The following is an 18,810-nucleotide window of genomic DNA, read 5'->3' as shown; positions in this document are numbered from 1 at the left end:
CCATGTATCGGGAATCTGCCATGAAGCATCAGTTTGATGAGTTGCGTCTTGATTCGGTCAGCCGCAGTTTCATGAACGCCGAAGGCCAGGCGGTCGCTGCGCTGCGCGGTCTTGCCTTGAACATCCAGCGGGGCGAGTTCATCGCACTGCTAGGGCCGTCGGGATGCGGCAAGTCGACGGCGCTGAATTGCATCGCCGGCTTGCAACCGCTTACCGGAGGACGAATCTGGCTCGACGATCAGCGTATCGATGTCCTGCCACCCGAGAAACGCGGCTTCGGCATGGTGTTCCAGAACTATGCGCTGTTCCCGCATATGTCCGTGCTCGATAACGTCGGCTTCGGTCTCAAGATGCGCGGTGTTGCGAAGAGCGAAGCCGCTCGTCGCGCGTATGAAGCGCTGCAGATGGTGCAGCTTGTCGGTCAGGAGAAGAAGCTGCCGGGGCAGTTGTCCGGCGGTCAGCAACAGCGTGTGGCTATCGCCCGGGCAATCGTGATCGAGCCGGCGCTCGTGCTGATGGACGAACCGCTGTCGAATCTGGATACCAAGCTGCGCATTGAAATGCGTGCCGAGATTCGGCGCATTCACAGCCAGCTCGGACGCGCGACAATTTATGTGACGCACGATCAGGACGAAGCGCTGTCGATGGCTGACCGCATCGTCGTGATGAGGGAAGGTACGGTACAGCAGGTAGCGTCGCCGAAGGAAATCTATGAGCGGCCGGGCAACCTGCATGTCGCGCGCTTCATGGGGTATCGGAACGTAGCCGAATTTGCGCTCGAAGGCATGCAGGGCGAAGGCGTTGCCGTGAGTGCGCACGGCGTTCGTCTGACCGGTATGCCGATGGCCGGTTTCGACAGCAAACGCGTAAGCGTTGCAATGCGTCCCGAAGACCTGGACCGCGCCTCACCCGGTGCAGAAAATTCGTTCGATGCGCAAGTGCTCACGGTGGAATACGGCGGCCACGATTCGTTGATTCGCGTGAAGGCCGCGTTCGGTAGTCTATGGGCGCGCGTGACCGGTGACGTGGCCGTCGGCGAAACGATCTGCCTGCGTGTGCCGCCATCGCGCACGCTGGTGTACGACGGGGAAACGCCATGAACCTGCCGAACGTAGTGCTACCGGCCGCCGTCCCACGCGACGCCAAAGCGTGGCTGGTTTCTCCCGCGCTGATCTTCATCCTCGCGCTGTTCGTCTATCCGTTCTTGTATGGCCTCGTGCTGTCGTTCCAGCCGATGAACGGCGGCTCCGCGTTCGCCAATTACATCGCCTTTTTCACCGATACGGCGATGTGGCCCACCATCATCGTGACGTTGAAGCTCGCGGTGCCGGCGACGATCATCAACGTGGGTTTATCGGTTCCCGTCGCGTTCGCTTTGCGCCGCAATTCGCCGTATCAGAAGTTCGTGACCACGTTGCTCGTGATTCCTGTGACCCTTGGCACGGTGCTGATCGCGGATGGCATGCTGACGTACTTCGGCCCGAACGGCTGGTTCTCACAAGCGGTGCACGGACTGCATTTTTATAGCGATGAAGTGCGTCTTACGCATAACTATTGGGGCGTGTTGATATCGTTGATCGTGTCGGGATTTCCGTTTGCTTTCCTGTTGACGCTCTCGTACGTGACAGGCATCGACCCGACGCTTGCGCGTGCCGCCGCCACGCTCGGCGCGAGCCCGTGGCAGCAGTTTCGCCAGATCTATCTGCCGCTGCTGATGCCGGGCCTGACGATGGCCGCGTGTCTTTCGTTCGTGCAGGCGTTCTCGGTGTTCCCATCGGCGGTGCTGCTCGGTGCGCCTGCTGGACCCACACGCGTGATTTCGATAGCCGCCGCCGAAGCCGCATTCGAAAGCTACGATTATTCACTCGCCTCCGCGATTGCGATGGTGATGGGCTTCGTGCAGTTGCTGGTGGTGGCAGGCATGCTGAGTGCACGCCGCTTCTTCTACACGGGTCCGGTGACCGGAGGTAAAGGCTGATGGCGACCGATAACCACGCATCTGTCTGGACGGCGCCTGCGTCTCACGACAGCCGTAACGACGGCGCACAACCGGCGAAGCCGATGAAACCGCGCGTAAGCCTTGGCGATCGGCTCTGGAAGATGTTCGTCTGGGGCGCGATGGCGTTTTTCCTGTTCAACGTCCTGTTGCTGATTGCGACCGTCGCGGTCAACTCGGTCGCGACGCGCTGGTTCGGTACGCTGCTGCCGCCGGGATTCACGCTGCACTGGTACGCGCAGGCATGGAACGACTTCCAGCTCGCGAGCGTCTTGTGGGTGACGATCGAGGTGGTCGGGGCGGTCGTGATTCTATCGATCGCACTTGGCGTGCCCGCAGCCTATGCGCTCGCCCGCGTGCAGTTTCGCGGCAAGCGTTTCGCGATGCTCGTGTTCCTGCTGCCGTTGATGGTCCCGCCCGTCACCTACGGCATTCCGATGGCGACCGTCATGTACAAGGTCGGCCTTGCCGGCACGTTGAGCGGCGTGATCCTCGCGAACCTCGTCCCGGCGCTGCCGTTCGTCATTCTCGTGATGACGCCGTTTATCGAGCAGATCGATCCCAATCTCGAAGCAGCTGCTCGCATCTTCGGTGCTAACACCGCGAAATACTTTCGTTATGTGCTGTTGCCGCTCTTGATGCCGGGCATGCTTGCTGCAGGTTTGCTCGTGCTCGTGCGTACCATCGGTATGTTCGAACTGACGTTCTTCACCGCTGGGCCAACGACGCAAACGCTCGTCGTCGCACTGTATTACGCAGTCTTTTCGACGGGCGTGCGCGCGCCTCAGTCAATCGATGCAATGGCGATGATCTACATGGCGATCACGCTCGTGTGGGTGCTGATCGCGCTGCAGTTCGTGAGTCCGACGCAACTCGTTTCGCGTGTCAAGGAACAGCGGCAGTGACATGATCTGCTCGTTGTTTGAAATGCGTGCCTCTCGATTATGGGACCCTGCCAGCCGATAGATACATCGACAGGCAGCAGTGGTCTCTTTACCCTTCGCTTCGCCATCCTTTGTTTCACTTTCAGACTCGCAATCACGCGGCGTCTCGACACCCATCTCCGTAGATTCGAACCGGCGCTCCGATTGCATCGCGAACGCCTGGATCCATCGACAAGAAGACCCGATAACCACGACGAGAACATCGTTGACGACGGACCTTTGCGCTGCCGAACTTAAGCGTTTGGGCGTGGCAAGGGTTCGCCCGGATCGAATGATCGACGGCGGTTCAAAGCCGACAGAACCCGTATAAAACAAGGCTCATATCAGGGTTTCCGATCACAACATCGGGTTTCCCATACCGTCCTGTCTGTTGTGGCGCAAACGTTCTCTGCGCTCTCTCGTACTCTTTCCAACCAACTTCTCCCGATCGCGTGGCGTAGCGCACGGAACGCTTCCTTGAGGGTGCCATTCTGGGACCACATCGCGTCCCTGACTGACGGGAACGCGGGACAAAAACGCGTTTCATTCCGGGGGAAATATGAGTACTACTTATAAAAAAACGTTGAAGACCGCTCTTAGAGTGAGTTGCATTGTCATCGCCAGCGCTATCCCGCCGATGGCCAATGCGCAAACTGGCGTCACGCATCTTTCGGCAGCGCCGTTGCCTCCTTGTTACGACAACCACCACAAGATCGTCCCGGGCGATTGCGGACCGGCGAACGACGGATATGGCATGGAGTCCGATACATCGACCGTGGGCGAATCGGGTTCCGCCGTCGCGGCAGCTACCGAGTCGAACACCGATAGCGTCACCGAAGGACATGGTGACGATGCATCGAATGGGACTTCGGGTAGCGGTGCTGGGTCAGGCAATCGCGGCAACGGCAACGAGAGCGGCGGTGGGGGCAGGGGTTCCGGTGGTACCTCGGGTAGTACGTCAGGCGGCAGTGGTGCGGGTGCGAATAGCGGTGCTGGAAGCAGTGCGGGGAATTCGGGAAGCGGTTCGGGGGCAGGGGCAGGATCGAACTCTAGTAGCGGCGGGTCAAATGGCGCCGGGTCGACGGGCGGCACCTCGAACGGAAGTGGTGCGGGCACAGGATCGGGCAGCAATGGCGGACATGGCAGCGGTTCGTCAAGCGGTAGTTCCGGTGGCGGTGGGTCTGGTGGTGGGTCTGGGTCTGGGTCGTCAAGTGGTGGCAGTGGCGGCAGTGGCGGCAGTGGCAGCGGCGCGTCCGGTGGGAGTTCGGGCGGCGGCGCTGGTGCAGGTGGTGGATCGGGGTCATCAAGTGGCGGGAGTGGAGGGTCGGGGAACGGCGGCGGGAGCGGCAGTGGCAGTGGCGCGTCCGGTGGGAGTTCGGGCGGCGGCGCTGGTGCAGGTGGTGGATCGGGGTCATCAAGTGGCGGGAGTGGAGGGTCGGGGAGCGGCGGTGGAAGTGGCAGCGGCAGCGGCAGTGGCGCGTCCGGTGGAAGTTCGGGCGGCGGAGGTACGGGCTCAGGTAGCGGGTCCGGGTCCACTGGCAGTGGTTCTGGCGGTAACACCGGCGGCAGTACGGGAAGCGGCTCGGGTCATAGCAGCGGTGGTCACGGCAACGACGGTGGTCACGGCAACGACGGCGGTCACGGCAGCGACGGTGGTCACGGCAGCGATGGCGGTCACGGCAACGACGGTGGTCACGGCAGCGATGGTGGCCACGGCAACGATGGTGGCCACGGCAACGACGGTGGTCATGGCAACGACGGTGGTCATGGCAGCGCAGGTGGTCACGGCAGCGACGGCGGTCATGGCAGCGACGGCGGTCACGGCAGCGATGGTGGTCACGGCAACGATGGTGGTCACGGCAGCGCAGGTGGTCACGGCAGCGATGGTGGTCACGGCAACGACGGTGGTCACGGCAGCGATGGCGGTCATGGCAGCGCAGGTGGTCACGGCAGCGACGGTGGTCACGGCAGCGATGGCGGTCATGGAAGCGACGGCGGTCATGGCAACGATGGTGGCCACGGCAATGACGGCGGTCATGGCAACGATGGTGGCCACGGCAACGACGGCGGTCACGGTGGCGACAGTGGTCACGGCAACAACGGTGGTCATGGAAGCGACGGCGGCCACGGCAGCGATGGTAGTCACGGAGGCAATGGCGCCCACGGAACTGGCTCATCGGGTCACGGTTCCAACAGTGGTGAAGGTTCCGGCGGCCATGGCGACAGCAACGGTTCATCGGGCGGCAGCGGAAACAATGGCGGGCAGGGAAAAAGCTCATCGGGCCACGGTTCCAACGGCGGTTCCAGCGGAGGTCACGGCGACGGCAACGGCAACGGTTCATCCAACGGCGGCGCTGCATCCGGCAAAGGATCTAGTGGTAGCAGCGGCGGACACGGCGGCGGTAGTGGTAACGGTGGCAGCCACTGAAGCAACAACGCATGACTGCTAGGAGAGGGCGCTGCCACCGCAGCGCCCTCTTCGGTTTACGCCCGTTGCTATCCGGTCCTTCTGCCAACCATTCCCCATGAGAGCGCTTAGCGACGATCCCTGCCACGAGGATTCGTTTTGATCGAACGAACCCCTGACCGCGCCTGCCTCGCAGCGATGGCATCCTGATCACCAAGAACAACACCGCCCTACTCGCAAGTAAAAAATGATAAGGGAAAATCACGCTATAATTGATTCGTAAAACTAAAAAAATAACGTACAGCCGGAGCGCGCTCGTGCCGACGAAACAATACCGCAACCAATGACCCAGGCCGCGGGCCGAGTTGCGGTTGAAAACGGCCTCGGCGACCGACTTCAAACGTACCGAAATCCTGCTCAGGCAACGCAAAACACGGTCGCGCAACTGCGCAGGCGAAACGCTCGCCGATTCCGCCAGCACTGAGTCTTCGGGCACGGCCAGGATGAAATGGTCGCCGCGGTGATCGCTGCAATCGTATGGGTTTTAGCCGGTCGGCGTGTGCGCCCGGCCGCACAACCGCTAGGGTAGGAACGAAGGCAGTTCGATCCTATCCAGACCTTTAAGCGTTTATTCAGCTTCTTGGCGAAATCCTTAAGATCCAGTGAATAGCCGGCTTAGCCGTTTTGCTTAAATGCAACGCGAGAAGATGTATCGGGGGAATACACGTCTTCACTAATATTAAGGGGACGGTCAACAAGCGGCTGGCATACTAAAGCATCGGGCGCACTTAGGCCACGGACATGTACTCGGTTAATTACGCACTAAGCATCGCGTCCGCCAATGGCTCTACGGATAACGCCGGGAAAACCGTAGAATGCGAAGGCATTCAGGCACCGCAACACGCGACCACACACGACCACACGCAACCGTTCGTTGCGCCGTCATACCGCAGGTCCTTTCTGTCGGGAGCAGTCTTGTGAAAGATCCCCTGGTTCTCGGCTTCGTGCTGGTCGTGGTGGACGTCGTGCTTTGGCGCGCCGCGTTCCCGCGCCACGACACCGTTCGCTTGCTGCTCAGATTGGTGATCTTCGCGCTGCTTAGCGCATTGTTGTTCGGGTCGGCCTTGAGTCCTTTCACGCCGGCGCCGTGGCCTGAATCTCCGGGCCGCCATCTCGCCGCTCAGATCCTCGAGGTTTCGTGGTGGCTCATCGGGGCGCGGCTCCTTACCCTGTCGCTGGATGCAGCGTTCCGATCGCGTCACTGGCACAGGGAGCGCCTTTTCCAGGACGTGCTGGGCGCGCTGGTCTTTCTCGCCGCCGTAGTCGCTTCGCTTGCATTCGTGCTGGGGCTACCGGTGACGGGACTGGTTGCGACATCGGGCGCGCTCGCCATCGTCCTGGGCCTTGCAATACAGAGCACGCTTAGCGACGTGTTCGCCGGGATCGTGCTGAATACGACCGAACCTTATCACATCGGGGACTGGGTATCAGTCGATGGTGTGGACGGCAAGGTGCTGGAAATGAACTGGCGCGCAACGCACCTGCTCACTGCCCAGGGCAATATCGTCATTGTTCCAAATGCTGTCGCGGCCAAAACGAAAATCACCAACAGCAGCCGTCCCGTGGCGCTCCACGGCGTGTCCATCGCACTGCAGATATCGCCGGAAGAACGCCCGGCTACCGTCCTTGGCGCGTTGGAACGCGCGGTGACGGGAAGCAGCATAATGCTGCAAACCCCGGCCCCATATATGCTCATCAAGAAGGTTTCGATCAATTCGATTGAATACGAAGTCACGGTTTATATCGACGACATGAGCAAGACAATTGCCGTCACGAACCAGCTTTACGATCTATGTCACCGTCATCTCGCGGCGGCCGGAATCGAGCTTTGGCCATTGGGTGTCCCGCGGCCGCCACGTCGCGACGTGGCCGACAGCCGGCAGCGGCTCCTGTCACACGTCGATCTTTTCCGCGCCTTGCAAGGCGAAGAACTCGAAGCATTGTCCAAGAGACTGTCTCGTCATGAATACGAGGCCAATCAGGTGGTGGTCAAGTCCGATGCTGTGACCGACTACCTGATGATCGTCGAGTCAGGTGTCGTCTCAGTGGTGGTTGCCGGACCCTCTGGTCCGGTCGAATCCACGCGCTTGGGACCGGGAGATTCCATCGGTGAAGCCGGTGTGCTTGCGGGGCTGCCTGTTCAAGCGCAAATCACCGCTTTGACACGTGCCGTGATTTACCAGCTCGATAAAGCGGACCTGACGCCTTTGCTGAAGAGCCGGCCGGACATCGGCCAACAGATGTGCCAGCTTCTGTCGCAACAGCAAGACTCCTTGCGCAAGCTGAACGCCGAAGTACCTGTGCCTGCCGGCACAGAGCACACAGTGCTGAACTGGTTGCGTGAAGGCATGCGCAAGCTGCACGATTTGACCACCTAGCGTTTCTGTTAAGCCGTGCCTTAAGAACAATTCAGGTCGTGCGTGCGTACCGTCGCGCTGCCTGGAAAAAAACTAGAATCTCCACAGAGAACAGAGGTTCGAACAAATCGATCAGGAGACAGCGTGGACCTTTTCATATCGATGGAAGCATTCGTGCGCGCAGCCGAAGCGCAGAGCTTCGCCAACGCGGCACGCCAGCTCGGCGTCGCGAAATCGGTCGTGACGTCGCGCGTCAAGCAGCTTGAAGAGCATTTCAACGTCGCGCTCTTTCACCGCTCGACGCGCGCCGTACGTCTGTCCGAAGCGGGTGAGTCGTATTATCGCGACTGCGTCCAGCTCGTCAATAAAGTCCACGAACTGTCCGGCCGTGCGAGCGCCGAAACGCATTCGCTCAGTGGAACGCTCAACGTTCACGTACTGCCCGGTTTCGCGCTGGGTCACTTTTCGCACGCGCTGATTGCCTTTCGCGAAGCGCACCCGCGTATCGAGTTCGTGGTCACGGTCAACGATCGCGTGATCGATCCGGTGCAGGAGGGATTCGATCTGGCGCTGCAGATTTATCCGCCCGCGTCGAATCTGCTGGTCGAGCGCAAGCTCTTTCCGGTGCGCGGCGTCTTGTGCGCGGCGCCCGGTTATCTCAAGGAGGAGCCTGTCATAGAAACGCCGCTCGACCTCGTGCGGCACGACTTCGCGCGTTATTCGTATTACCCGTGGGGCGACAAGTGGCCGCTCATGAAAGGCAACGAGTGCTTCGAGATCGCGCTCAACCCGGTGCTTAAAACGAACAGCGTGCACCTGCTGCTCGAATTTGCGCGAGCCGGGGCGGGCGTCGCGTATCTGCCCACCATGGTCGCCGCCGCCGATCTGCTCGAGCGACGCCTTGAACGGGTGCTGCCCGAGTATGCTGCACCGCCGCTATGGCTCTCGGCGGTCTATCCGGCGTCGCACCGGTCGACCACAAAAGTGAAGGCCTTCGTCGATTTCCTGCGTGCGCGCTACCTGCGCGAGCCGCAGTGGGACCGGGCGCTCGGCATCTCGCCGCCGGACGACGAAACCAGGAACGTCGACGACGAACTCGGCGACGCGTGAACCGGCTAACCGGCACGCGGTAAGCGTCTCAGTACTTTCCCTAGCGTCTTTTGCGAGCACGCATGGTTCGCCAAACGCGAACCTCGATCCATTGCCGTGTTGCGCGCGCCGCCCTAATCTTCGTTCCAAGGCAACGCGATCACAAACCGTATTTCACGGAGCAATGGAGACAGACATGCAAGAGACCTATCTCGGCAGCCTCGGCAATTACCGCAAGGGCTCCATCGAAATCATCAAGGGCAAACCCGGACATTACGCCATGTCCAATGTATTCGAGGTAGCGAGCCACGCTGCGCCGTACGAAAAAGTGGTGGTCGGCAAGAACCTCAAATACGTGATCGAGACGCTCCGGGCGGAAGGGTCGTCGCCGTGGTTCAGCGCATCGCACGACGAGTTCGCGGTAGTGCTTGACGGCGAGATCGACGTGCATTTCATCAAGCCATCCGAAGGTTCGCTCGTCAATGCCGATACAGAAGGCAGCGTGCGTCTCGAAGGCGAACCTGCGGGCCAGCCGATGGGTTATGTGCGTCTGCGCCGCGGCCATCAGGCGCTGCTGCCCGCCGGCGTTGCCTATCGGTTCGAAGCGCGCGAAACAGGCGTCCTGCTGATCCAGACCATCCTGGGTCCGTGTTCCATCGAGAAGTGGGCCGAAATCTGCATTCAGTGAGTGAGGCGCGAGCCGCCTTATTGACCCGATCAACCTTCGAGGAGTAAGTCATGGATCAGACAGCAGTGCTTCAAAGCGTCACCGCAACCGACCCGGACAAGACGAGCGGTTACCGCACTTTCACGCTAGGCGATTTCGAATTCAGCCGCGACGCTTATTTCGTCACGGTCAAATGGCCGTCAAAGGGCGAGAGCCGTTCCCACCAGATGCACGCCGACGACTTCCTGCGCGCCATGATGCGCGACGTGGCGTGGGGGTTCTTCTACGGCTGGGTCAACTTCGACGAAGTGATCGGCACGCGCAATCACTACGGCCGCGTGGACATGTATGCCGGTTCGTATAACGCGAGCTTCAAGGAAGCCGGCGTCGACTACACGCAGCAGTTCGAAACGCCGCTGATCATGGCGACTTTCAAGGCAATCCTGAAGGACTGGGTCAACGAAGGTTTCGATCCGTTCGCCGCTCCCGAAGAAACGGGTTCGGCATTCGGTATCAAGCATGGCGACAACATCGGCGCAATCGAGCGTACCCGCATTGCAACGAAGCGCATGCCGGGGATCGAAGGAGATTCGCCGTTGCGCGATGACCTTCCTGTCAACCGCCAGTTTGCGGATGTCGGGCAGGACGAGCCGGAGATCCACGCTGAACCGGGTTTCGAACATGAGCTGCACGCATTCAGTCTCTTCAAGTACCTGTCGCGTTCGGACGTGACGTGGAATCCGTCGGTGACGTCTGTGTGCAAGCAAAGCCTCTTTTGCCCGACGACCGAGGAATTCGTGTTGCCGGTCTTTCACGGCAACGATCGTGTGGAGTGGTTCCTGCAACTCTCCGACCAGATCATCTGGGACGTCGGGGACAAAGACACCGGCGAACCGCGCGCCCGTATCACGATGAACGCCGGTGATATCGCGGCCATGCCCGCCGATATTCGCCACAAGGGATATTCGCAAAAACGCTCGATGCTGCTCGTCTGGGAGAACGCCACGCCTGATCTGCCCAAGCGTTATGAAAGCGGTGAACTCCCGCCGTACCCCGTGCCGCTCTAAACCCGATTCCCCTCTCGCTGTCCCGAACGACGCCAGTCTTGCTGGCGTCGCGGGCAGGGCTTTGTCTTCAGATTCCTTCAGGCAGGACCATCATGCAAACGCAACTCTTCATCAATGGTCGTTTTGTTTCCGCCGAGAGCGGAGAGACGCTGGCCTCGCTCAACCCGCACGACAACTCGGTGATCGCAAACGTCTCGATGGCCGGGCACGCCGATATCGACCGCGCCGTCACCGCAGCGAAAGCTGCGTTTCCGAAGTGGAGCAACATGGCGGCGATGGATCGCGGCCGTCTGCTGCTCAAGCTCGCCGATGCAATCGAAGCGAATGCGGATGAACTGGCCCGGCTCGAGTCGCTGGATACGGGTCATCCGATTCGCGATACCCGCAATCTCGATGTGCCGCGCACGGCCGTCACGTTCCGCTATTTCGGCGGTATGGCGGACAAGTTCGAAGGTTCGGTGGTTCCGGTCGAGGCGGGCTTTCTAAACTATGTGACGCGCGAACCGGTCGGCGTTGTCGGCCAGGTGGTGCCGTGGAATTTTCCGCTGATGTTCACCAGCTGGAAGATGGCACCCGCGCTTGCCGCCGGCAATTGCGTGATCATGAAACCCGCCGAACTCACGCCGCTCTCCAGTCTTGCGATCGCCGAACTGATGGTCGAGGTTGGTTTTCCAGCGGGTGTGGTCAATATCGTGCCGGGTCTCGGTCAGGTGGCAGGGCAATACATCGCCGAGCATCCGGAGATCAGCAAGGTGGCATTTACCGGATCGACGGCGGTCGGGCGCAAGGTCGTGCAGGCCTCGGCCGGTAATCTCAAGAAGGTGCAACTCGAACTCGGCGGCAAGGGCGCGAATGTCGTATTCGCCGACGCCAACCTCGACGCCGTCGTGCAAGGCTCCGCGTTCGGCATCTTTCATAACCAGGGCCAGGCGTGCATTGCGGCATCGCGGCTGATCGTGCATGAAGCGGTAGCCGACGAACTGCTCGAACGTTTTATCGCGCTTGCACGCTCCATCAAGATAGGCGATCCGCTCGATCCGGCGACGGAGATGGGGCCGCTGACGTCGCGTCATCATCGTGACCGCGTACTGTCTTATGTCGATGTCGCCCGCGAACAGGGCGGTCGCATTTTGTCGGGCGGCAAGGCGCCGGATATCGCTGCGCTTGCCAACGGTTGTTACGTCGAACCGACCATTGTTGCAGCCAAACCGGGCGATCGCGTGTCGCAGGAAGAAGTGTTCGGCCCATTCGTAACGGTGAGTACATTCGGGAGCGACGAAGAAGCATTGGCGATTGCCAACGGCACGGAATACGGCCTTGGCGCGGGCATGTGGACACGCGATCTGCAGCGCGCGCATCTCTTTGCGCGCCAGTTGAAAAGCGGCATGGTCTGGATCAATTGCTACAAGCGCGTCAGTCCGGCGTCGCCGTTCGGCGGGGTGGGTTCAAGCGGTTATGGTCGCGAGATGGGCTTTGAAGTGATGCGCGAATACACGCAGCCGAAGTCGGTCTGGGTGAATGTCGACGCGAACATTCCGCCTTATTACCCGCGTTGATCATGGACGCATTCATCTATCAGGGCTCGCCCTCGCGCGTGGTGTTCGGTGCCGGCAGCATCGACCATCTCGAGCGGGAAATCGATCTGCTCGGCGCGAAACGGGTCATTGTTCTGTCCACGCCTCAGCAGCGCGAGCAGGCCAAAGCGATAGCCGCGCGACTCGGGTTGCGTGCCGTCGGCGTGTTTGCCAAGGCGGTCATGCATGTGCCTGTCGAGACCGCGCAAGAGGCTCGTGATTACGCTGCGAGGCTCGGCGCCGACTGCGCAGTGGCAATCGGCGGCGGCTCCACGACCGGCCTTGGCAAGGCGATTGCACTGACTTCATCGCTGCCCGTCCTCGCGGTTCCGACCACCTACGCAGGCTCGGAAATGACGCCTATCTACGGCCTCACCGACGCGGGTTTGAAGAAGACCGGCCGCGATCTGCGCGTGTTGCCGAAGACCGTGATCTACGATCCCACGCTAACGCTGTCGCTGCCTGCCTCGCTATCCGTCACAAGTGGCATCAACGCGATTGCGCACGCGGCGGAAGGGCTCTACGCGCAAGACGCGAATCCGATTATCGGGCTGATGGCGGAGGAAGGCATTCGCGCGTTGGGACAAGGAATCGGACGTGTGGTCGCGCGCCCCGACGATATCGATGCGCGCGGCGATTGTCTCTATGGCGCATGGCTGTGCGGAGCGGTGCTCGGCAGCGTCGGCATGGCGTTGCATCACAAGCTGTGCCACACGCTCGGCGGCACCTTCAACTTGCCGCACGCTGAGACACATACGATCGTGTTGCCTCATGCACTTGCGTACAACCGCGAAGCTGCGCCGCACGCCATGCAGCGTATCGCACGTGCACTCGGGACGACGGACGCCGCGCAAGGCGTGTTCGATCTCGCCCGTGACAACGGCGCACCGACGGCGTTGAAGGATATCGGGCTGCAGGAATCGGATATCGACATTGCGCTGGATATTGCATTGAAGAACCCGTACTGGAATCCAAGGCCGCTTGAACGTGCGGCATTGCGGGCTTTGCTGGTGGCCGCTTACGAAGGGCGGCGACCGGACTGAATACCTCTGAGCCAGGCACGCAAGAAGGCCGGCGCAGCACGTGCAGCAGGATAAGAGACTGAAGGAGACAAGCATGGACGATCATTCCATCGATGGCGCTCGCCGTCATTTCGTGAAGCTCGCAGCGGGCGGTGCGCTTGTTGCAGCTTCACCCATGTTCGCGCGCATCGCAAATGCTGCGGGTACACGCACGCTCAAGATCGGTTACGTGTCGCCGCAAACGGGGCCGCTCGCGCCGTTTGGCGAAGCCGATCGCTTCATCATTGAACAGATGCAGACCGCGCTTAAGGCCGGGATTGCGATCAACGGCAAGCAGTACCCCGTCGCGATCGTGGTCAAGGACAGCCAGTCGAATCCGAACCGCGCCGGCGAGGTAGCGAACGACCTGATCCTGAAAGACAAGGTCGACATCATGCTGGTTTCGGGCACGCCCGAAACGGCCAATCCTGTGAGCGATGCATGCGAGATCAACGAGATGCCGTGCGTCTCCACCGTAGTGCCGTGGCAACCGTGGTTCTTCGGCCGAAAGGGCGATCCGAAGAAGGGTTTTCGCTTCACGTATCATTTCTTTTGGGGCCTTGAAGACGTGATCGCGGTCTACACCGGTATGTGGCAGTCGGTACAGACCAACAAGTCGGTCGGCGGACTCTTTCCAAACGACGGCGACGGCAATGCATGGGGCGACGGCAAGCTCGGCTTTCCGCCGGTGCTCGCGCAAAAGGGTTTTACGATGAAGGACCCCGGCCGTTTTCAGTCCATGACGCAGGACTTCTCCGCACAGATTGCCGCGTTCAAGCAGAGTGGCGCGCAGATCGTGACAGGCGTCGTGATTCCGCCTGACGCCAAGAATTTTCTGGTCCAGGCGCGCCAGCAGGGTTTTAAACCGAAGGTCATTTCCATCGGAAAGGCACTCCTGTTTCCGACTTCGATCGAAGCGCTGGGCGATCTCGGCGATGGCCTCTCGACGGAAGTATGGTGGTCGCCCTCGCACCCGTTCAAGTCGTCGTTGACGGGGCAGTCGGCGCGCCAATTGGCCGATGCCTACGAGAAGGCGACATCGAAGCAATGGACCCAGCCCATCGGCTTCGCGCATGCGCTGTTCGAGATCGCCGTCGATGCGCTCAAGCGCAGCAAGGACATCGACTCGAACGAAGCGATTCGCGACGCGGTGGCTTCGACGAAGCTGGACACGGTCGTCGGTCACGTCGCTTGGGGCGGCGGGCCCGTGAAGAACGTGGCGAAGACGCCGCTCGTCGGCGGTCAGTGGGTCAAAGGGCAGACGCGTCGCTTCGACCTCGCGATCGTGAACAACCAGCTCGCGCCGAACGTGCCGCTGTCCGGCCCGCTCAAACTGATCGGGTAGAGGAGACACGAGAATGAGCTGCGTTCTTAGATTGACGGACGTGTCGAAGCGTTACGGTGCGTTGAAGGTCACCGACAACATCAGTTTCGCGATCGAGCAAGGCGAGACCTACGGGATCCTCGGACCGAACGGCGCGGGCAAGACCACGCTTTTCAACCTCATCAGCGGCGATACGCGCCCGGACACCGGTGCGATCGAATTCGACGGTGCGGATATCGGCACGCTGGCACCGCACCGCCGATGTATTGCGGGCATCGGCCGGTCGTATCAGGTGCCGCGTCCCTTCGGCGGCATGACGGTGTTCGAGAACCTCATGGTCGGCGCGACGTTCGGCGGCGCGTTGAAAGAACGCGAAGCCGCCGGGCTGTGCATCGACGTGCTGGAGCGCACCGGCCTCAAGCGCCGCGCGAACCAGTTGGCGAGCACGCTCACGCTGCTAGATCGCAAGCGCCTCGAACTTGCTCGGGCGCTTGCGACGCGGCCGAAACTCCTGCTGCTCGATGAAATCGCGGGCGGTCTGACGGAACCGGAGACACACGAACTCGTTGATGAAATTCGGCGCGTCAAGGAGCAAGGCGTGACGATCGTGTGGATCGAGCATGTGGTGCATGCGTTGCTCGCTGTTGCTGACCGGCTGCTAGTCATTCACTTCGGCAAACACCTCGCAGAAGGCTCACCCGCCGCCGTGATGGACGACCCTGAAGTCAAGCGGGTTTATCTTGGTTTGGAGGCGTGATCATGCCGGCCATTCTTGAAACTCACGGCCTGACCGCTTTTTACGGCGACTTCCAGGCGCTGTTCGGCATCGATGTAACAGTCAACCGGGGTGAAGTGATTGCGTTGATCGGTTCGAACGGGGCGGGTAAGTCCACCTTTCTGAAGGCGCTGGCGGGACTCCTGCGCGCGCCCGCGCAGCAGATTGTCTACAAGGGTGAGCCGGTCGGCGGCATGGCTGCTGCACGCATCGTGGGCAAGGGTATTGCGCTCGTGCCGGAAGGGCGGCGGCTTTTCGCGAGCTTGTCAGTGGAGGAAAACCTGATGCTCGGCGCGTATTGCTCGCGGCCCGGTCGCTGGAGCCTCGATACCGTCTACGCGCTTTTTCCTGTGCTGAAGGAGCGGCGGCATCATCCGGCAACGGCGCTGTCCGGTGGGCAGCAGCAGATGGTCGCGCTTGGCCGTGCGTTGATGAGTAATCCGGAACTTCTCATGTGTGACGAACTTTCACTGGGCCTCGCACCCGTGATCGTCAGGGAAATTTACGCCGCCCTGCCGTCGATTGTCGCCGACGGCATGAGTGCGATCGTCGTCGAGCAGGACGTGCAACTCGCACGGCGCGTGTCGAAGCGCTTCTATTGCTTTCAGGAGGGGCGCGTGTCTTTGTCGGGGGCGTCGGCCGAGGTCTCCGACGAAGCCATCACGCAAGCCTATTTCGGAGCGGTCTCATGAGTTCACTGATCAACATCCTCTTGCAGGGCGTCTTGCTCGGCGCGCTCTATGCGCTCTTCGCGATGGGCCAGTCGCTGGTGTTCGGTGTCATGCGCCTGACCAATACCGCGCACGGCGACTTCATCGTGCTGCTGGTGTTCGTCCTGTTCGTCCTCACGAACTGGGCTCATATACCGCTTTGGGCCGCCGTGCCGCCGCTGATCGCAATCGCCTTCGGTGCGGGTTACGCGGTGCAATACACCGTCCTCAATCGCGTAAGCGGCCGCGATCCCTTGCCATCGCTCGTGGTCACCTTCGGCCTCTCTATCGTGATCCAGAATGTGCTGCAAGAGGTGTTTTCCGCCGACCCGCGCTCGCTCGCGACAGGCGGGTTCGAATCGATGAGCATTGCGTTGCCGGGCGGCATCGCGCTCGGGCTCCTGCCACTGCTGACGCTTGCCGTAACGGTGGCGGCCACGCTCGGGCTGCAGTGGTTGTTCGGGCACACGCCGCTCGGTCGGGCCTTTCGCGCCACCTCCGACGACCGCGAGATCGTGCAACTGATGGGTGTCTCGCCGCGCAGGACCTTCGCCCTCGCGATGAGCATCGCCTTCGTGCTGATCGCGCTTGCCGCCACGCTCTATGCCATGCGTACGGCTGTCTCTCCCTCTGACGGCCCGGCGTTGCTGCTGTATGCGTTCGAGGCGGTGATCATCGGTGGGATGGGGTCGTTCTGGGGCACATTCCTTGGCGGAATCGCACTCGGCATTGCTCAGCAGGCCGGCTTCTATTTCGATCCTGGTTGGGGCATCTGGCTAGGTCATGTGCTGTTTCTTGCGCTGCTGACGGTACGGCCTCAGGGCCTGTTGCCCAAGACAGCGTGACGCCCGCTACGAGGTGAGCCAAATGAGCGTGATGAACGTTAGTAAGCGAAGTTTCGAAATCCGGCGGGCGACGCGTGCAAGCAGAGTGGCGGTGTTCGTCCTCTTGATCGTCGCTGCGCTGGTCGCAAGTTTCCCCTATTGGGCAGGTCGAGACACCTTGCGCGACTTCACGCAGATCGCCGCGTATCTGGTCTTCGCGATGATGTGGAACCTGCTCGCGGGTTACGGCGGTCTGGTGTCGATCGGGCAACAGGTGTATTTCGGCATTGGCGGGTACGCGATGCTGGTGCTTGCCAACTATGGCGGCGTATCGCCCTTCGTCGCCGTGCCGATTGCCGGCGCTATTGCCGCGCTGATCGCGGTGCCCGTATCGCTTGTTGCGTTCCGGCTGGAAGGCGGGTACTTCGCCATAGGCACATGGGTGATCGCCGAGGTGGTCCGCTTGACAGTGGCGAACGTGTCCTGGCTTGGCGGCGGATCAGGAACGAGCTTGACCGCGCTGCAGGACGTGCCACGCTCGTTGCGCGAATCGCTGACCCTGTGGCTGGCGCTTGCCATTGTCACGGCTTCTATCGGCTTGCTGTATGGCTTTCTGCGCTCGAAACGCGGCCTCGCGCTCACCGCGATGCGCGACAACGCGGTGGCGGCGAACAGTCAGGGTGTCGATGTAAAACGTGCCCGGCTCGGGGTCTATCTCGTGTCGGCAGGCGGCGCCGCGCTCGCGGGCGGGCTCTATTTCGTGGGCAATCTGCGTATTTCGCCCGACGCAGCGTTCTCCGTAAACTGGACTGCCTTCGCGATTTTCATCGTGATGATCGGCGGCCTGGGTACGCTCGAAGGGCCGATCATCGGTACCCTGATATTCTTCCTGCTGAACAAGTTCTTGTCGGATTTTGGCACCTGGTATCTGATCGGACTGGGCACGCTTGCGATCGTCGTCACGATGTTTTTCCCGCAGGGATTGTGGGGTTACGTATCGCGGCGGTTCGGCCTGCAACTTTTTCCCGTCGGCCGGCGCGTCGTGTTCCTCGACACCGGACCCTCGGTTTCACCCGCGCCTAAAGAATCCGCGGACTCAGCGGACCCCCTGCATGCAGCACCTTGAGGTAAGACGATGAAAGACCAGAACAGCGAGACCATCACCGAAACCGTGCTGCAGTCCTTCAGTGGCTGCGCCAATCCTCGTACCAGGGAGATCATGACTGCGCTCGTGCGGCATCTGCATGACTTCGCTCGTGAAGTGCGGTTGACGCAAACGGAATGGCGGCAGGGCATCGAATTCCTGACCGCGACCGGCAAGAAGTGCGACGGCATTCGCCAGGAGTTCATTCTGCTATCCGACACGCTCGGTCTGTCGATCTTGCTCGATGCCATTAACAACCGCCGTGAGGGGGAGTCGACGGAGAACAGCTTGCTTGGACCGTTCTATCGCGAAGGTGCGAAGGACGCCGCCTTCGGTGCGGACATTGCGCAGACCGAAGGCGAACCCGCGCTGTTTCATGGACGTCTTGTCGACATGCACGGGAAGCCGGTAGCCGGCGCACTCATCGAGGTATGGCAGACGGCTGCCAACGGCATGTACGAAGGGCAGGACCCCGAGCAGCCGGAGAGCAACCTGCGCGGCCGGTTCCGATCGAATGCGCAAGGCGAATACGCTTTTCGCGCGATCAAGCCCACCAGTTACCCGATACCCGACGACGGCCCGGTCGGCAAGATGCTCGCGGCGACCGGCCGCCATCCGATGCGCCCGGCGCATGTGCATTTCCTGATCGAAGCACCGGGTTACGAGACTGTGACGACAGCCTTGTTTTCATCCGATGACACGTACGTTGAATCGGATGCGGTCTTTGGTGTGAAGTCGTCGCTGGTTGTGGAGTACGTGCTCAGGGAAAGTAAGGGAGCGAAGCCGTACTTCGAGGTGGAGCGCGACTTCGTGCTGATCGCGAAGGAGTGAA

At 61.1% G+C, this 18,810-nt stretch carries 17 protein-coding genes; 16 read left to right on the top strand and 1 reads right to left on the bottom strand.

The annotated features are described in order from the left end of the window. Window positions 1-20: 20 nt before the first annotated feature. Genes EOS_RS11730 through EOS_RS11720 form a run of 3 tightly spaced genes read left to right on the top strand, consistent with a single transcriptional unit; the run spans window position 21 to window position 2,901 of the window. A complete protein-coding gene (locus tag EOS_RS11730; RefSeq protein ID WP_047846834.1) occupies window positions 21-1,100 on the top strand; it encodes an ABC transporter ATP-binding protein in 1,080 nt (359 codons plus the stop codon). Then, window positions 1,097-1,978 carry an ABC transporter permease gene (locus EOS_RS11725; protein WP_047846803.1) on the top strand — a complete coding sequence of 294 codons (882 nt, stop codon included), beginning with the start codon at window positions 1,097-1,099 and terminating at the stop codon, window positions 1,976-1,978. The genes EOS_RS11730 and EOS_RS11725 overlap by 4 nt, the downstream gene beginning before the upstream one ends. Beyond that, window positions 1,978-2,901, top strand: a complete 924-nt coding sequence (locus tag EOS_RS11720) for an ABC transporter permease (RefSeq protein WP_047846802.1) — start codon at window positions 1,978-1,980, stop codon at window positions 2,899-2,901. Before EOS_RS11725 ends, EOS_RS11720 begins: the two co-directional genes overlap by 1 nt. 711 nt (window positions 2,902-3,612) lie before the next feature. Here EOS_RS11720 and EOS_RS48735 read toward each other — a convergent pair. Further along, window positions 3,613-3,741 carry a hypothetical protein gene (locus EOS_RS48735; RefSeq protein WP_268760314.1) on the bottom strand — a complete coding sequence of 43 codons (129 nt, stop codon included), beginning with the start codon at window positions 3,739-3,741 and terminating at the stop codon, window positions 3,613-3,615. A 29-nt stretch (window positions 3,742-3,770) separates the two neighbouring features. Between EOS_RS48735 and EOS_RS11715 the strand changes: the two genes are divergently transcribed. From EOS_RS11715 to EOS_RS11655, 13 genes are all read left to right on the top strand, one after another. After that, window positions 3,771-5,369, top strand: coding sequence for a hypothetical protein (locus EOS_RS11715; protein ID WP_160312480.1), 1,599 nt, complete (start codon window positions 3,771-3,773; stop codon window positions 5,367-5,369). A 934-nt stretch (window positions 5,370-6,303) separates the two neighbouring features. Beyond that, window positions 6,304-7,764 carry a mechanosensitive ion channel family protein gene (locus tag EOS_RS11710; RefSeq protein WP_047846801.1) on the top strand — a complete coding sequence of 487 codons (1,461 nt, stop codon included), beginning with the start codon at window positions 6,304-6,306 and terminating at the stop codon, window positions 7,762-7,764. A 123-nt stretch (window positions 7,765-7,887) separates the two neighbouring features. Continuing rightward, window positions 7,888-8,853, top strand: coding sequence for a LysR family transcriptional regulator (locus tag EOS_RS11705; RefSeq protein ID WP_047846800.1), 966 nt, complete (start codon window positions 7,888-7,890; stop codon window positions 8,851-8,853). A gap of 175 nt (window positions 8,854-9,028) precedes the next feature. Continuing rightward, on the top strand, window positions 9,029-9,520 hold the full coding sequence (locus EOS_RS11700; RefSeq protein WP_047846799.1) for a cupin domain-containing protein: 492 nt from the start codon (window positions 9,029-9,031) through the stop codon (window positions 9,518-9,520). Between the two features lie 50 nt (window positions 9,521-9,570). Continuing rightward, window positions 9,571-10,566 carry a hypothetical protein gene (locus EOS_RS11695; RefSeq protein WP_047846798.1) on the top strand — a complete coding sequence of 332 codons (996 nt, stop codon included), beginning with the start codon at window positions 9,571-9,573 and terminating at the stop codon, window positions 10,564-10,566. A 92-nt stretch (window positions 10,567-10,658) separates the two neighbouring features. After that, window positions 10,659-12,122: an aldehyde dehydrogenase family protein gene (locus tag EOS_RS11690; protein ID WP_047846797.1), complete on the top strand. Its 1,464-nt coding sequence runs from the start codon at window positions 10,659-10,661 to the stop codon at window positions 12,120-12,122. 2 nt (window positions 12,123-12,124) lie between these two features. Continuing rightward, window positions 12,125-13,183, top strand: a complete 1,059-nt coding sequence (locus tag EOS_RS11685) for a maleylacetate reductase (protein WP_047846796.1) — start codon at window positions 12,125-12,127, stop codon at window positions 13,181-13,183. 73 nt (window positions 13,184-13,256) lie between these two features. Then, entirely contained in the window at window positions 13,257-14,546 is a 1,290-nt protein-coding gene (locus tag EOS_RS11680; RefSeq protein WP_047846795.1) for an ABC transporter substrate-binding protein, read from the top strand. Between the two features lie 13 nt (window positions 14,547-14,559). Then, window positions 14,560-15,282 carry an ABC transporter ATP-binding protein gene (locus tag EOS_RS11675; protein WP_047846794.1) on the top strand — a complete coding sequence of 241 codons (723 nt, stop codon included), beginning with the start codon at window positions 14,560-14,562 and terminating at the stop codon, window positions 15,280-15,282. 2 nt (window positions 15,283-15,284) lie between these two features. After that, a complete protein-coding gene (locus EOS_RS11670; protein WP_047846793.1) occupies window positions 15,285-15,992 on the top strand; it encodes an ABC transporter ATP-binding protein in 708 nt (235 codons plus the stop codon). Continuing rightward, window positions 15,989-16,855 carry a branched-chain amino acid ABC transporter permease gene (locus tag EOS_RS11665; RefSeq protein ID WP_047846792.1) on the top strand — a complete coding sequence of 289 codons (867 nt, stop codon included), beginning with the start codon at window positions 15,989-15,991 and terminating at the stop codon, window positions 16,853-16,855. The genes EOS_RS11670 and EOS_RS11665 overlap by 4 nt, the downstream gene beginning before the upstream one ends. A 22-nt stretch (window positions 16,856-16,877) precedes the next feature. After that, complete coding sequence (locus EOS_RS11660; protein WP_235442783.1) at window positions 16,878-17,960, top strand: branched-chain amino acid ABC transporter permease; 1,083 nt, start codon at window positions 16,878-16,880, stop codon at window positions 17,958-17,960. 9 nt (window positions 17,961-17,969) lie between these two features. Continuing rightward, a complete protein-coding gene (locus EOS_RS11655; RefSeq protein ID WP_047846791.1) occupies window positions 17,970-18,809 on the top strand; it encodes an intradiol ring-cleavage dioxygenase in 840 nt (279 codons plus the stop codon). Window position 18,810: the final 1 nt, after the last annotated feature.

Source organism: Caballeronia mineralivorans PML1(12), assembly GCF_001028175.1.
Classification (GTDB): domain Bacteria; phylum Pseudomonadota; class Gammaproteobacteria; order Burkholderiales; family Burkholderiaceae; genus Caballeronia; species Caballeronia mineralivorans.
The sequence above is the reverse complement of the archived record's forward strand: the minus strand, read 5'-3'. Positions and strand labels throughout refer to the sequence as shown.

Excerpts from the sequence above, each read along its gene's own strand:
- EOS_RS11720 (WP_047846802.1), top strand. The coding sequence starts at position 1,978 with ATGGCGACCGATAACCACGCATCTGTCTGGACGGCGCCTGCGTCTCAC.
- EOS_RS11730 (WP_047846834.1), top strand. The coding sequence starts at position 21 with ATGAAGCATCAGTTTGATGAGTTGCGTCTTGATTCGGTCAGCCGCAGT.
- EOS_RS11670 (WP_047846793.1), top strand. The coding sequence starts at position 15,285 with ATGCCGGCCATTCTTGAAACTCACGGCCTGACCGCTTTTTACGGCGAC.
- EOS_RS11700 (WP_047846799.1), top strand. The coding sequence starts at position 9,029 with ATGCAAGAGACCTATCTCGGCAGCCTCGGCAATTACCGCAAGGGCTCC.
- EOS_RS11725 (WP_047846803.1), top strand. The coding sequence starts at position 1,097 with ATGAACCTGCCGAACGTAGTGCTACCGGCCGCCGTCCCACGCGACGCC.
- EOS_RS11690 (WP_047846797.1), top strand. The coding sequence starts at position 10,659 with ATGCAAACGCAACTCTTCATCAATGGTCGTTTTGTTTCCGCCGAGAGC.
- EOS_RS11680 (WP_047846795.1), top strand. The coding sequence starts at position 13,257 with ATGGACGATCATTCCATCGATGGCGCTCGCCGTCATTTCGTGAAGCTC.
- EOS_RS11695 (WP_047846798.1), top strand. The coding sequence starts at position 9,571 with ATGGATCAGACAGCAGTGCTTCAAAGCGTCACCGCAACCGACCCGGAC.
- EOS_RS11660 (WP_235442783.1), top strand. The coding sequence starts at position 16,878 with ATGAGCGTGATGAACGTTAGTAAGCGAAGTTTCGAAATCCGGCGGGCG.
- EOS_RS11685 (WP_047846796.1), top strand. The coding sequence starts at position 12,125 with ATGGACGCATTCATCTATCAGGGCTCGCCCTCGCGCGTGGTGTTCGGT.
- EOS_RS11675 (WP_047846794.1), top strand. The coding sequence starts at position 14,560 with ATGAGCTGCGTTCTTAGATTGACGGACGTGTCGAAGCGTTACGGTGCG.
- EOS_RS11715 (WP_160312480.1), top strand. The coding sequence starts at position 3,771 with ATGCATCGAATGGGACTTCGGGTAGCGGTGCTGGGTCAGGCAATCGCG.
- EOS_RS11665 (WP_047846792.1), top strand. The coding sequence starts at position 15,989 with ATGAGTTCACTGATCAACATCCTCTTGCAGGGCGTCTTGCTCGGCGCG.
- EOS_RS11655 (WP_047846791.1), top strand. The coding sequence starts at position 17,970 with ATGAAAGACCAGAACAGCGAGACCATCACCGAAACCGTGCTGCAGTCC.